The sequence below is a fragment of the Pseudomonas sp. 9_2_1 genome (genome assembly GCF_059295275.1).
In genome coordinates, this window is sequence record NZ_CM181239.1 from 3,438,293 (window position 1) to 3,451,177 (window position 12,885).

Genomic DNA, 12,885 nt, shown 5'->3' on the forward strand with positions numbered 1-12,885 from the left:
TATTTGAGATTGTCCATTGTTTTTCGCCAGCCATCGGTTTCGGTATGATCGGCAAAACGTTTTGAGGAACAGGATCTTGGAAGCGCTCGCCCCACGACAAAACTCAGCATTCAGCGGGTATGAGAGGCTCAAGAAGGACATCATCCGTGGCGTGTTCAAGCCAGGCGAAAAGCTGTTGATGAGCGCCCTAAAGGACCGCTACGACCTCGGCGTGGGCCCCCTGCGCGAGGCGCTGTCGCAACTGGTGGCCGAACACCTGGTCAACGCGATCAGCCAGAAAGGCTACCGCGTGGCGCCCATGTCGCTGGACGAGATGAACGACATCTACGATGCCCGCGCCAATCTGGAGGCCATGATCATCGCCCTGGCCATCGAACGCGGTGACGATGCCTGGGAGGCGTCGGTGCTGGCCCACTCGCATACCTTGGCCAAGGTGGTGGAAGTGAAAACCCGCGAACAGCGCCTGGATGTGTGGGACGAACGGCACAAGGCGTTTCACACTGCCATTGCCTCGGGTTGCGGCTCCAAGCACCTGCTGCAGGCACGTACTTACCTGTTTGACCAGGCGGAGCGCTATCGCCATCTGTGGCTGACGCAGACGGTGTTCTCCGAACAGGCGCTGGAGCTCAAGCGCCAGGAGCATGCCGCGCTGGTGGAGGTGCTCCTGGCCCGCGATGCCAAGCGCGCCAGCGCGATGATGCGCTCGCACCTGATGACCCCGGTGCCGATCATTGCGCAGATCATGCATGCAGAAGGGATTGGCGCACGCTGAACTGCTTGCTCATGCCTGGCCGGCGACAGGGCGGTGCAGGCAAATGTGCCAGATGAATTTTTCTTAAATCGGCGGTTGTCTATTCTTTGGCACAATCCAGTCTCTATTAGATGCCCGGGAACCAGCATGCCTCGCGTACTGACCATCGAAGACGACGCCGTCACCGGCCAGGAAATCGTCGCCGAACTCTCCAGCCACGGCCTTGAGGTGGATTGGGCCGACAATGGCCGTGAAGGCCTGGCCAAGGCCATTGCCGGCGGCTACGACCTGATCACCCTGGACCGCATGCTGCCCGAGGTCGATGGGCTGACCATCGTCACCACCCTGCGCAGCCTCAAGATCACCACGCCGATCCTGATGATCAGCGCCCTCTCGGATGTCGACGAGCGGGTGCGTGGCCTGCGTGCCGGCGGTGACGACTACCTGACCAAGCCGTTTGCCTCCGACGAGATGGCGGCGCGGGTGGAGGTCTTGCTGCGCCGCAACAGCGTGCCCATGACCCAGACCCGCCTGCAGGTCGCCGACCTGCAACTGGACCTGATCAGCCACGAAGCAAGGCGCGGCGAGCAAGCCCTGAACCTGCTGCCCACCGAGTACAAGCTGCTGGAATACCTGATGCGTCACAGCGGTCAGGTCATCACGCGGATGATGATTTTCGAAGAGGTGTGGGGCTATCACTTCGACCCGGGCACCAATCTGATCGATGTGCATATCGGCCGCCTGCGCAAGAAAATCGACTCGCCCGGCCAGTCGCCGCTGATCCGTACGGTACGGGGCTCGGGCTATGCCATTGCTGAACCCGTCTAAAGGCTGGAGCTCCTCGACCAGCCGCCTGCTGGCGTTGTACAGCTTTCTGTTCGTGGCCTGGAGCAGCATCCTCATGGGGGTGCTGTACTTCGAGGTGTCCAGCTATCTGAACAAGCTCACCCGTCATTCGATGCTGCAGCGCCAGCACCTGTTCGCGCACATGAGCGGCAAACAGCTGGACGACGCGCTTATCGCCAGCCAGGCCTTCGAAGAACGCAGCTTCGACGCCTACGGCCTGTTTGACGCCCAGCTCAACCCGCTTGGCGGCAGCGTGCGCGCCGTGCCCCCGGAGCTGCGGCTGGACGGCAAGATCCATGAACTCAAGCGCTGCCTGGATGCCGATGACCCGCGCATGCCTCGCGACAGCTGCGATGCAGTGGCAATCAGGGTCCAGGATGGCCGCTGGCTGGTACTGTTCCGTGATAACGGCTCATTGTTCGTGGTCACCCGGATCATTCTCGATGCTCTGCTGTGGGGCATTTCCCTGACGCTCATCCCGGGCTTCGCCGGCTGGTACCTGTTGCGCCGCCGGCCGCTCAAGCGCATACGCGCCATTCAGGCCCAGGCCGAGCTGATCGTCGCCGGCGACCTCACCCACCGCCTGCCGCTGTCGGCCCGGCGCGACGAGCTGGACATGCTTGCTGCCATCGTCAACGCCATGCTCGACCGTATCGAACGGCTGATGCACGAGGTGAAGGGCGTGTGTGACAACATTGCCCACGACCTGCGCACCCCGCTGACCCGCCTGCGCGCCCAGCTGTACCGCATTCGCCAGCAGAGTGACGCTGATTCCATGCAGGCCGAGGCGCTGGACCAGGCTATCGGTGAGACCGACACCCTGATGGCACGTTTTCGTGGGCTGTTGCGCATCAGCGAGCTGGAAGACCGTCAACGACGGGCCGGTTTTGTCCAGCTCGATCCGCATGAGCTACTGGTAGAACTGCACGATTTTTACCTGCCGTTGGCCGAAGATGGCGGCATCCATCTGGTATTGCACCAACCTGCTCAGCTACCGGCACTGCACGGTGACCGTGAACTGCTGTTTGAAGCACTTGCCAACCTGGTGGGCAACGCCATCAAGTTCACGCCCGAAGGCGGGCAGGTGCAGGTAACCGCCACGCATGACGAGAACGGCGTGCATGTAGCGATCGAGGACAGTGGGCCGGGTATCCCGGAAGAAGAACGAACCGCGGTGTTAAAGCGCTTCTATCGCAGCGATGAAGGCCACCGCCATGCCGGGTTCGGGCTGGGGTTATCGATCGTTGCGGCGATCGTCGACTTGCATGGGTTCGGGTTGGAGATTGGCGATAGCCCGTTGGGTGGAGCGAAGCTGGTATTACATTGTCCACTGGCCGGGCTAGCCAAATAACCATTGGGGCTGCTTTGCAGCCCAATCGCCGGCAAGCCAGCTCCCACAGGTACAGCGCAGGCCTCAAAGGCGATGGTGTACCTGTGGGAGCTGGCTTGCCGGCGATTGGGCCGCAACGCGGCCCCACTTGCTGGATCAGTCAGCCAGACGCCAGGTAGTAGCGCCCTTGCTGTCTTCCAGCACAACACCCATGGCGGTCAGCTGGTCGCGAATGCGGTCCGACTCGGCCCAGTTCTTGTCCGTACGCGCCTGCAGGCGCGCCTGGATCAAACCCTCGACCTCGGCCGCATCCACCTTGCCCTCGGCACCGGCCCGCAGGAAGTCATCGGCATCCAGCTGCAGCACACCCAGCACATCGCCCAACTCGCGCAGGCGACCGGCCAGGCCGGCGGCAGCTACCGCATCGCTGTCACGCAGGCGGTTGATCTCGCGCACCAGGTCGAACAGCACGGCGCAGGCTTCGGGGGTACCGAAGTCGTCGTTCATCGCCACGCTGAAACGCTCGACAAACGCTTCGCCGCCCTTGGCCGCCACCCGTGGCAAGCCGCGCAAGGCGTGGTAGAAGCGCTCCAGCGCACCCTTGGCGTCACGCAGGCTGTCTTCGGAATAGTTGATCGCACTGCGGTAGTGGCTGGCCACCAGCAGGTAGCGCACCACTTCCGGGTGATACTTTTCAAGCACGTCGCGGATGGTGAAGAAGTTGTTCAACGACTTGGACATCTTCTCGCCATTGATGCGGATCATGCCGCAGTGCATCCAGGCGTTGGCGTACTGCTTGCCGGTGGCCGCCTCACTCTGGGCAATCTCGTTCTCGTGGTGCGGGAACTCCAGGTCGCTGCCACCGCCGTGGATGTCGAAGCTCTCGCCCAGGCAGCAGGTCGACATCACCGAACACTCGATATGCCAGCCCGGACGGCCCGGCCCCCATGGCGATTCCCAGCTCGGCTCACCTGGCTTGACGCCTTTCCACAGCACGAAGTCCAGCGGGTCCTGCTTGGCTTCGTCGACCTCGATACGCGCACCGATGCGCAGGTCTTCGATTTTCTTGCGCGACAGCTTGCCGTAGCCGACGAACTTGCCGACGCGGTAATACACGTCACCATTGCCCGGGGCGTAGGCATAGCCCTTGTCGATCAGGGTCTGGATCATTGCGTGCATGCCGGCGATATGGTCGGTGGCACGCGGCTCCTGGTCCGGCGGCAGAATGTTCAGGCGACGCTCGTCTTCGTGCATCGCATCGATCATGCGGGCAGTCAGCGCATCGAACGTTTCGCCGTTCTGGTTGGCCCGATTGATGATCTTGTCATCGATGTCGGTGATATTGCGTACGTAGGTCAGGTCGTAGCCGCTCTTGCGCAGCCAGCGGGTGACCAGGTCGAAGGCCACCATGCTGCGGCCATGGCCCAGGTGGCAGTAGTCGTACACGGTCATGCCGCACACGTACATGCGCACCTTGTTGCCATCCAGCGGCTTGAAGGTTTCCTTGGCTTTGCTCAGGGTGTTGTAGATGGTAAGCACGGCGGTTCCTCAGCTGCCCCAGGAGTCACGCAGGGTGACGGTGCGGTTGAACACCGGGCGGCCCGGCTGGCTGTCTTTCAGGTCGGCGCAGAAGTAGCCTTCGCGCTCGAACTGGAAGCGGTCCTCGGGTTGCGCCTGGGCCAGCGACGGCTCGGCACGGCAACCGCTGAGCACTTGCAGCGAATCCGGGTTGATATTGTCGAGGAAGCTGCCGCCGTCTTCGGTCTTTTCCGGGTTCGGCGAGCGGAACAGGCGGTCGTACAGGCGCACTTCGCATTCGACGCTGCCTGCGGCCGGCACCCAGTGGATCACGCCCTTGACCTTGCGGCCTTCGGGGTTCTTGCCCAGGGTTTGCGGGTCGTACGAGCAGCGCAGTTCGACGATGTTGCCGTCGGCGTCCTTGATGGCCTCGTCGGCGCGGATCACATAGCTGCCACGCAGGCGCACTTCACCGGCAGGCTCCAGGCGCTTGTAGCCCTTGGGCGGCTCTTCCATGAAATCGTCGCGGTCGATGTACAGTTCACGGGCAAACGGCAGCACGCGCACGCCCATGTCTTCCTTGGGGTGGCGCGGCAGTTCAAGCTGCTCGACCTGCCCTTCCGGGTAGTTGGTGATGACCACTTTCAGCGGGCGCAGCACGCACATGGCGCGTGGTGCGGTGCGGTCCAGGTCGTCACGGATGCTGAATTCGAGCATCGACATGTCGACCACGCCGTCGGAACGGTTGGTGCCGATCATTTCGCAGAAATTGCGGATCGAGGCCGGGGTGTAGCCACGGCGACGGAAGCCGGACAAGGTCGACATGCGCGGGTCGTCCCAGGCGTCGACGTGCTTTTCATCGACCAGTTGCTTGAGCTTGCGCTTGGAGGTGATGGTGTAGTTCAGGTTCAGGCGGCTGAACTCGTACTGGCGCGGGTGCGCCGGTACCGGCAGGTTGTCGAGGAACCATTCGTACAGCGGACGATGCCCTTCGAACTCCAGGGTGCAGATCGAGTGGGTAATGCCCTCGATGGCGTCCGACTGGCCATGGGTGAAGTCGTAGTTGGGGTAGATGCACCACTTGTCACCGGTCTGGTGGTGGTGGGCATGGCGGATGCGGTACAGGATCGGGTCGCGCAGGTTCATGTTCGGCGATGCCATGTCGATCATGGCCCGCAGCACGCGCTCGCCGTCCTTGAACTCGCCGGCCTTCATGCGGGCGAACAGGTCGAGGTTTTCCTCCACGCTGCGCTCGCGGAACGGGCTGTTCTTGCCCGGCTCCTTGAGGTTGCCGCGGTATTCCTTGGCCTGCTCGGGGGTAAGGTCGCAGACATAGGCCTTGCCAGCCTTGATCAGCTCGACCGCCCAGTCGTGCAGCTGGTCGAAGTAGCTGGAGGCGTAGCGCACATCACCGGCCCAGTCGAAGCCCAGCCACTTGACATCGCTCTGGATGGCGTCGATGTACTCCTGGTCTTCCTTGGCCGGGTTGGTATCGTCGAAGCGCAGGTGGCAGACGCCGCCGAATTCCTTGGCCAGGCCGAAGTTGACGCAGATCGACTTGGCATGGCCGATATGCAGGTAACCATTGGGCTCCGGCGGAAAACGGGTGACGATGCTGCTGTGCTTGCCCGAGTCCAGGTCGGCCTGGATGATCGGCCGCAGGAAGTTCGCAGGGACAGCGGGGGCACCTTTGGCAGCGGCGTTGGGCGCGTTGTCGGCAGTGGGCTTGCTCATAGGATCCTTGAATGCATGTGTCTGGCCTGGGTAGGCCGATTGAATCAAAGGGCCTATCATAGCCGAAGCAGTCAAGCTGCTGACAGTCGCGGCCAGACAAACTGGCGTGATTTATCACGGCTTTTTGCCGCAGCCTGGCAAAATGGCCTGTGCGCGCCATGTGTCGCGATCGCCTGAACCTGCGTCAGGTGATAACCGGCGCCCTGCGCACCCTAATTCCCGATTGCCTTGAAAAAGCGAGTTTCAGCATGTCCAAAGTCAAACTGACCACCAACCACGGCGACATCGTCATTGCACTGAACGCTGAAAAAGCCCCGATCACCGTGGCCAACTTCATCGAATACGTCAACGCCGGCCACTACAGCAACACCGTGTTCCACCGTGTGATCAAAGGCTTCATGATCCAGGGCGGCGGTTTCGAGCCTGGCATGAACGAGAAGCGCGACAAGCGTGCCAGCATCCAGAACGAAGCCGACAACGGCCTGAAGAACACCAAGTACAGCATCGCCATGGCCCGTACCATGGAGCCGCACTCTGCCTCGGCACAGTTCTTCATCAACGCCTCCGACAACGACTTCCTCAACCACAGCGGCAAGAACGTTCAGGGCTGGGGCTACGCCGTGTTCGGTGAAGTGACCGAAGGCCGTGAAGTGGTCGACGCCATCGAAAAAGTCGCCACCGGTTCCAAGGCCGGCCACCAGGACGTGCCGAAAGACGACGTGATCATCGAGAAAGCCGAGATCATTGAGTGATACTGCTGATCTCCGATCTGCACTTGCAAGAAGAACGCCCGGACATTTCCCGGGCGTTTCTTGATCTGCTCGACGGCCGCGCGCGCCATGCCAGGGCGCTGTACATCCTTGGCGATTTCTTCGAAGCGTGGATCGGTGACGATGCCATGACGCCGTTCCAGCAGTCGATCTGCAAGGCCATGCGCCAACTGAGCGACAGCGGCACGGCCATCTACCTGATGCACGGCAACCGTGATTTCCTGATTGGCCAGGCCTTCTGCGACGCCGCGGGCTGCACATTGCTGCGCGACCCTAGCGTGATCGAGCTGGGCGGTGAACAGGTGCTGCTGATGCATGGCGACACCCTGTGTACCCGCGACCTGGGCTACATGAAGATGCGCCGTTTGCTGCGCAACCCGCTGAGCTTGTGGATACTGCGGCACCTGCCGCTTTCGGCCCGCTACAAGCTGGCGCGCAAGCTGCGTAGCGAAAGCCGCACGCAAACGCGGATGAAATCCACCGAGATTGTCGACGTCACGCCAGACGAAGTACCGAAGGTGATGGCGGCGCATGGCGTGCGCACGCTGGTGCATGGCCATACCCATCGGCCGGCGATCCACAAGCTGGTGGTGGATGGGCAGCCGGCTCGGCGCATCGTGCTGGGCGACTGGGATCGCCGCGGCTGGGCCTTGCAGGTTGACGAGCAAGGCTTCCAGCTGGCGCCGTTCGAGTTTTCCTGACATTGCAGCGTTGGTACTACCGACCCCTTCGCGGGTAAACCCGCGAAGGGGCCAGCACAGGCTAATGCCTCAGGGCCTGTTGGCCACCGCCCCCTTGTCCCGCTCACTGATCAGCACTTCCCGATACTGCGGATCCGCCTTGATCTGCGCCTCGGTAAACGGGATCACCGCCAATTGTTTGGCCGCAAACGCCCTGGTCTGATCACTGGCATGCGCCGAAGCCGCTTCGCTCGACTGCGAGAACGCCAGCAGCCCACGGGCTTCTGGCCCCTTGTCGGTAAAACTGACCAATTGCAAGTAACTGGTACCACTGACCACCAGACGCTTGCCCTGCCCATGCGGCACGCTGTAGATCGCGTTGTACACGCCCAGTGCCTGCGGGCCTCCCGCTACCGGCGTGCCATTGATGGCCTGTTGCACCTGCCCCCAGCGCGCATCCCCCGCCATGCCGCTCTCCCTTACCTGTTTCAGTGAAGCCAGCGCCGCAGCATGCACCAGCTTGCCCACAGCTGCCTGCTCGATTGCCAGGCCGCGTGGCGTGTGCTGCGGGTCAGCCGGGTTGAAGGCCACCCGCCAGCTTTCCGGATGCTCGGCCAGGGCATTGAACAGGTTCTGGAAATGCACCAGGCCAATGCCACTGTCGAGGTCGGCCTTGCCATTCCAGGCTGCCAGGCTGCTGCAAACCGGCTGTACGTCGACACCGGCACCCTTGCACCATTGCAACAGGTCTGGCAGCACCAGGCTGGCCAGGTACACCTCGTCATCGGTCACCATGCGTTGCAAGTCGTCCACCCCCAACAGCGCCGTGCCCTGCAAGCGCTGCAGGGCAAAGCGGCCGCGCATGCCCAGCGGCTGGTCGTCGCGGCTGACCAAAGGTGAGTAACCGGTCAGCGGCTGCGCCGGGTTGGCCATCCAGGCAGGGTCGTTGGAATTCTGCACAAAGTCTTCGCGCTCAAGGCTCGGCAGCAGCCGTGCCGGGAATATGCCCGGCTGCGCCGCCTGCGCATCGACCTTCCAGTGGCACGCGCTACGGGAGCCGTCCATCACGACCATGCGCCCTTGTGCCTTGGGGTTGCTACAGGTATCGAGCAACTGCTGGTCGACGTAAGGCACCACCGACTGGTTCAGGTACAAGGCCCGGCCGCCTTCGTCCACGGCCAGCGTGTTGACCCACGGAATACCCTGCAGTTGCGCCACCGAGCCCTTCAAGGCTGCCAGGCTGTCGGCACGGTTGATCTGGTACCACTGCTGCAATACACGGGTATTTTCCAGGTTGGCGTCACGCAAGCTGTAGGCCGTGTGCGTATCCCAGTCCAGGCGCCCCGGCCATTGCACCACCGGGCCGAACTGCGAACTGTAGACCTGCCGCTGCACCTGGCTCAGGCTGCCATCCTCGGCCTTGACCGCCACACTGATGGTTTGCCGGGCCAGCGGCAGCGACTTGCCGTCGAGCAGGTAGCGGGTCGGGTCCTTGGGGTCGAGTTGCAGACGGTAAAGGGTAAAGTGGTTCGAGGTGTCGACGGTATGCGTCCATGCCAGGTGCCGGTTGAAACCGATATTGACCACCGGCAAGCCCGGCAATGCCGCGCCCATCACATCCAGCTGGCCGGGGATGGTCAACTGCATCTGGTAGAAGCGCATGCCGCCCATCCACGGAAAGTGCGGGTTGGCCAGCAACAGGCCGCGGCCATTGGCCGAACGCTGCGCGCCCACGGCCACCGCATTGCTGCCACGCTCCGTGGCAAAGCGTTCTTGCCGCGCCAGCGCAGCGGCAAAGCCGGCCGGGGCCTGCTGGCTGGCCAACGCAGGTGGTTGCGCCCCTGCCAGTGCCTCGACGAACTGCCCTGCACCGCCTTCGGCCAGCAGCCGGCGGGTGAGCTTGACCAGATCCTCGCTGCTGATCGGCCGCACCCACTCGCCCTGGCCGCATTCGGCGGGCAAACCCTGGCGGCGGCGCTCGGCCAACGCCCGGTTGTAGCCGCTCGCATAGCCCGCCAGCAGTGCCTGCACCGGTGCCGGCTGCGCCTGCAAGAAGGCATTGACCGCTGCGGGGCTGTTCAGCCAGGTGAAGAACAGGTCGCTGGCCAGGTTGTCACGCTGCTCCAGGGTCTTGCCCTTGGCACCGAAAAAGCGTGAGCGCTCGCCGCTGACGGTCAGCACTTCGTTGGCCAGCAGGCACAGATTGTCCTGGGCGTACGCATAGCCGATGCCATAGCCCAGGCCCCGCTCGTCCTTGGCGACGATGTGCGGCACCCCGTAACTGGTACGGCGGATCTGCGCACTGGCATCGGCAGCGGCGGGCTGCGCTGCTACGCCGCCGCTGAAGGCCACAAGGGCGGCAGCCAGGCCAGCGCAGGTCATGGGACGGGAAAGTGGAAACACAGGCGCTCCTCGGATTCGGGGGGTATCCCGATCAGACGAATGGCCACATGAAAATTTTACGTATTACAAGGCGATAGGACGTCTTGAAAAGGAACAGGCATTTTTTTCGCGAGTGGGTTGCAGTTTTTTCGTTCTCATTCGTCCTAGTAAGTGAGGCACCCATATTTCGGGTTCGTCCACGAAAAGGAGCATTCACATGTACAACCCGCAAACCTCGATCCAGGCCGGGCGCGTCCCAGGCAAAGCGCCCAGGGAACAGGACGTTTTTGCCGACGAGCGAATTGGCAACGAGCAGATCCGCGAGCTGCTGCGCACCTTTGGCCTGCGCACCAGCCTGATCCGCCTCAAGGTGATCGATGCCCTGCATGCCGCCGACCGCCACGGCCGTAGCATCGGCGTGCGTGGCGTGCACGCACAACTGGAACAGCTGGACATTCCGCTGTCGTTCCTGAGTGTGCGCGAAGTGCTGAAGCGGCTGTGCGCCGAAGGCGTCATCCAGCTGGGCAGCGACAAGTGCTACAGCCTCAATCCCCAGGCACGCGCCGTACTGGAGCAGGCTCTCCCGCGCTGAGCGCATGGCCGGCCATGGCTGGCCGGCCCGCACAGCCCAGGGCTTGGCTCAGGGCTTGACCTTGCGCCGAAGGATGCCGTTGATCACCACGACCACCACGGCGATGGCGATGGCCAGCATCTGGAAGGTCTGCTCACTGATCGTGCCCTGCTTCTGCAGGTGGGAAAGGCCCAGCATCAGGCCCAATACCACCAGGATGATCAGAACGGAATATTTCAGGCGCTGCACATGTGTCATCGAAGGTTCCTTGCAACATCAGGGGCAAATGGCTCGCAACGAGCGGCGGCAATGATACAACGCCCACCCGCCCCGGCGCTGCATTTCCTGCTGGGTGGGGTAACGGTAGCCTGAAAGCATGGGCCTCCCAAGCACCCATGCCGGAGGCACCATGTTCAAACCGCTGCTGTTGGCGTCACTGTTTCTGACCCCCCTCTCCCTTCATGCCCTCGATACCCGCCAGATACCTTCCGAGCAGCTGTTTCAGCTAGGCCGCGAGCTGGCTGCCCATGCAGGGGCCAGCCAATGGCAGCAAATGTGGCAGCGCGTACGCCAGGCCGGCTACTTGCAGGCCGATGGATCACCCGCTCACTTCAGCGTGCCCTTAGCCTTGCTGCCCGACCTGGCCCGTCAGACCCTGGCCCAGGCCGACCAGGTGCAGGCGGTACAGCAGACCCAGGCGCTCTATCGCCGCAGTTTTGCCGACCGGGTTATCGGCCAGCGGCAGGGGGCGCCGTTGCATGCGCTGTGCCTGCTGGTTGACTGGCGCACCTTGCCACAAGGCATGGCCGACAGCCCTCGGGCCTACCTGAACAGCGCCAGCCTGCTGAGCAGCTATCCCTGCGACTGAGGGTTCTACAACCAACTGGCAAAGGCGGGATCGAGCGCATGGGAAATCAGCAACCACATACCATGGCTGAGGCCGTTTCCTACAACGGCTGACATCGATGCCCGCAAAACCTGTTCTCCGAAGCTACAACCCTCAACCTTTATGCCGCCTAGCGAGGCGCCTGTCTGTCGCAGAAAATTCAGGCACACCTTCGACATAACGCCGCGGGTGATCGGGTAGCCCATTCCACCCATCCCGAAGGAGCGTCATATGCAACTGCCAGATTTGAGCCAGATCGATATCAGCCAACTGCCCCACTCGCTGCAGGCCCTGATCGACTGCATCGGCATCGACAACGCCTACCAGCTGACCTGCGCCTACGGCGGCAGGCCCAAGTACATCCCCAAGCACCGCGAGCGCACCAAGCTCGCCGACGTACTGCCAGCCGAAGCACTCGACGCGCTGATCAAGCGCTTTGCCGGGGTCGCCCTGGAGATCCCCAAGGTCGACCATTTCCTGCGCCAGCTACGCAACCTGCAGATCCAGAAAGAAAGCGCCGACGGCCTGTCCCGCAGCCTGCTCGCCAACAAGTACGGCCTGAGCCTGCGTCAGATCGGCAACATCCGGCGCCAGGACCCTTGCGTCCGCTGAGCCCCCGTGGCTGCGATCGGCGGCCACCTTGATCCCCCGCTAGAGAGAGCACCTCGAAATGTCGATAGATAACAGCCTCATCGGCTCCGTCATCAATGCCCTGCCGATGGACCGCATGATTGCCGGCCCCCTTCAGGCAATGGTCCAGGCGCAGATAACTGCGAGTAAATCGTATGCCGATTTCCTGATGCAGGTGTGCGTCCAGGACGGCAAGGCGGTAGCTATCCAGTTTGACTACGACGAAACCATTGTCGACGAACAGGGCGCATACCAGGGCGTGGTCAGCAAGACCATGAAAGTGCCGTTGCTGGCGGCCATCACCCACCCGAACATCGCCATCGAACAAGGCACGGTCGATTTCGAACTGATCATCAACCAGATGTCGGAAGACGTCTCCGGCAAGGACATGAGCGCACAAGCGAGCGGCTCCCTGGGCTGGGGGCCATTCAAGCTGAATGTGAAGGGCAGCGTCAGCCACAAGTCCACGCAAACGCGCAAGACAGACACCCGTGCCCGCTACGCATTCAACACTACATTGAAGCGCCAGGAGCCGCCTGAAGCGGTGATGAGGGTGATCGACTTCCTCACGGACGCGGCAACCAAGCCAACCGTTGTAAAGACCGCGGCCCTGGAAAGCACCGATACGGTTTCGCAGAAAGACACTTTGAAAGAGCCCACGAATGGCATCACCCCGTCTGCTGGCGCAAAGACCCCTCCGCCCCCGTCTTTACCTTGACCGCCATCTCCTACCCCGAAACTGCCCCTCTGCGCGACGCCAGGGGGGTGTCACCTGGCCTCAGGAGCC

General features: G+C 62.5%; 13 protein-coding genes. 9 read left to right on the plus strand and 4 right to left on the minus strand.

Annotation, left to right across the window (positions count from 1 at the left end; genetic code table 11):
• Window positions 1-76 precede the first annotated feature (76 nt).
• The 3 genes from csiR (at window position 77) to AC5O5I_RS15435 (ending at window position 2,948) form a co-directional block, all read left to right on the plus strand.
• Window positions 77-772, plus strand: a complete 696-nt coding sequence (gene csiR / locus AC5O5I_RS15425; protein ID WP_172227585.1) for a DNA-binding transcriptional regulator CsiR — start codon at window positions 77-79, stop codon at window positions 770-772.
• A 126-nt stretch (window positions 773-898) separates the two neighbouring features.
• On the plus strand, window positions 899-1,579 hold the full coding sequence (locus tag AC5O5I_RS15430; protein WP_172227583.1) for a response regulator transcription factor: 681 nt from the start codon (window positions 899-901) through the stop codon (window positions 1,577-1,579).
• The gene (locus tag AC5O5I_RS15435) at window positions 1,557-2,948 is read left to right on the plus strand and encodes a sensor histidine kinase (protein ID WP_494511089.1); all 1,392 of its coding nucleotides are present in this window, start codon (window positions 1,557-1,559) and stop codon (window positions 2,946-2,948) included. The genes AC5O5I_RS15430 and AC5O5I_RS15435 overlap by 23 nt, the downstream gene beginning before the upstream one ends.
• Before the next feature lie 135 nt (window positions 2,949-3,083).
• On the opposite strand, the gene cysS is transcribed toward AC5O5I_RS15435, so the two are convergent.
• Window positions 3,084-4,466 carry a cysteine--tRNA ligase gene (gene cysS, locus AC5O5I_RS15440; RefSeq protein ID WP_172227579.1) on the minus strand — a complete coding sequence of 461 codons (1,383 nt, stop codon included), beginning with the start codon at window positions 4,464-4,466 and terminating at the stop codon, window positions 3,084-3,086.
• 9 nt (window positions 4,467-4,475) lie between these two features.
• Window positions 4,476-6,179 carry a glutamine--tRNA ligase/YqeY domain fusion protein gene (locus AC5O5I_RS15445; RefSeq protein ID WP_172227577.1) on the minus strand — a complete coding sequence of 568 codons (1,704 nt, stop codon included), beginning with the start codon at window positions 6,177-6,179 and terminating at the stop codon, window positions 4,476-4,478.
• A gap of 248 nt (window positions 6,180-6,427) precedes the next feature.
• Between AC5O5I_RS15445 and AC5O5I_RS15450 the strand changes: the two genes are divergently transcribed.
• Both AC5O5I_RS15450 and AC5O5I_RS15455 read left to right on the plus strand, forming a co-directional pair.
• A complete protein-coding gene (locus AC5O5I_RS15450; RefSeq protein WP_494511090.1) occupies window positions 6,428-6,931 on the plus strand; it encodes a peptidylprolyl isomerase in 504 nt (167 codons plus the stop codon).
• On the plus strand, window positions 6,928-7,650 hold the full coding sequence (locus AC5O5I_RS15455; protein ID WP_172227573.1) for a UDP-2,3-diacylglucosamine diphosphatase: 723 nt from the start codon (window positions 6,928-6,930) through the stop codon (window positions 7,648-7,650). The genes AC5O5I_RS15450 and AC5O5I_RS15455 overlap by 4 nt, the downstream gene beginning before the upstream one ends.
• A 69-nt stretch (window positions 7,651-7,719) precedes the next feature.
• On the opposite strand, the gene pvdQ is transcribed toward AC5O5I_RS15455, so the two are convergent.
• Window positions 7,720-10,032, minus strand: a complete 2,313-nt coding sequence (gene pvdQ, locus AC5O5I_RS15460; RefSeq protein ID WP_494511091.1) for a bifunctional acylase PvdQ — start codon at window positions 10,030-10,032, stop codon at window positions 7,720-7,722.
• A 196-nt stretch (window positions 10,033-10,228) separates the two neighbouring features.
• Here pvdQ and AC5O5I_RS15465 point away from each other — a divergent pair, with 196 nt between their 5' ends.
• The gene (locus AC5O5I_RS15465) at window positions 10,229-10,603 is read left to right on the plus strand and encodes a fe2+ zn2+ uptake regulation protein (protein ID WP_172229111.1); all 375 of its coding nucleotides are present in this window, start codon (window positions 10,229-10,231) and stop codon (window positions 10,601-10,603) included.
• Between the two features lie 48 nt (window positions 10,604-10,651).
• On the opposite strand, the gene AC5O5I_RS15470 is transcribed toward AC5O5I_RS15465, so the two are convergent.
• Window positions 10,652-10,840: a hypothetical protein gene (locus tag AC5O5I_RS15470; RefSeq protein WP_172229109.1), complete on the minus strand. Its 189-nt coding sequence runs from the start codon at window positions 10,838-10,840 to the stop codon at window positions 10,652-10,654.
• Between the two features lie 151 nt (window positions 10,841-10,991).
• On the opposite strand from AC5O5I_RS15470, the gene AC5O5I_RS15475 reads away from it, so the two are divergent.
• The 3 genes from AC5O5I_RS15475 to AC5O5I_RS15485 all read left to right on the plus strand — a co-directional run bounded on the left by AC5O5I_RS15475 (window position 10,992) and on the right by AC5O5I_RS15485 (window position 12,816).
• A complete protein-coding gene (locus AC5O5I_RS15475) occupies window positions 10,992-11,450 on the plus strand; it encodes a hypothetical protein (protein WP_172229107.1) in 459 nt (152 codons plus the stop codon).
• A gap of 249 nt (window positions 11,451-11,699) precedes the next feature.
• A complete protein-coding gene (locus AC5O5I_RS15480; protein ID WP_172229105.1) occupies window positions 11,700-12,080 on the plus strand; it encodes a Mor transcription activator family protein in 381 nt (126 codons plus the stop codon).
• Between the two features lie 58 nt (window positions 12,081-12,138).
• Entirely contained in the window at window positions 12,139-12,816 is a 678-nt protein-coding gene (locus AC5O5I_RS15485) for a DUF2589 domain-containing protein (RefSeq protein WP_172286418.1), read from the plus strand.
• Window positions 12,817-12,885: the final 69 nt, after the last annotated feature.

What these genes read in the sequence shown, in the direction of transcription:
- AC5O5I_RS15445 (WP_172227577.1), bottom strand. Translation starts at nt 6,179, where the DNA reads ATGAGCAAGCCCACTGCCGACAACGCGCCCAACGCCGCTGCCAAAGGT.
- AC5O5I_RS15480 (WP_172229105.1), top strand. Translation starts at nt 11,700, where the DNA reads ATGCAACTGCCAGATTTGAGCCAGATCGATATCAGCCAACTGCCCCAC.
- AC5O5I_RS15430 (WP_172227583.1), top strand. Translation starts at nt 899, where the DNA reads ATGCCTCGCGTACTGACCATCGAAGACGACGCCGTCACCGGCCAGGAA.
- AC5O5I_RS15475 (WP_172229107.1), top strand. Translation starts at nt 10,992, where the DNA reads ATGTTCAAACCGCTGCTGTTGGCGTCACTGTTTCTGACCCCCCTCTCC.
- AC5O5I_RS15465 (WP_172229111.1), top strand. Translation starts at nt 10,229, where the DNA reads ATGTACAACCCGCAAACCTCGATCCAGGCCGGGCGCGTCCCAGGCAAA.
- AC5O5I_RS15470 (WP_172229109.1), bottom strand. Translation starts at nt 10,840, where the DNA reads ATGACACATGTGCAGCGCCTGAAATATTCCGTTCTGATCATCCTGGTG.
- AC5O5I_RS15435 (WP_494511089.1), top strand. Translation starts at nt 1,557, where the DNA reads ATGCCATTGCTGAACCCGTCTAAAGGCTGGAGCTCCTCGACCAGCCGC.
- AC5O5I_RS15485 (WP_172286418.1), top strand. Translation starts at nt 12,139, where the DNA reads ATGTCGATAGATAACAGCCTCATCGGCTCCGTCATCAATGCCCTGCCG.
- AC5O5I_RS15450 (WP_494511090.1), top strand. Translation starts at nt 6,428, where the DNA reads ATGTCCAAAGTCAAACTGACCACCAACCACGGCGACATCGTCATTGCA.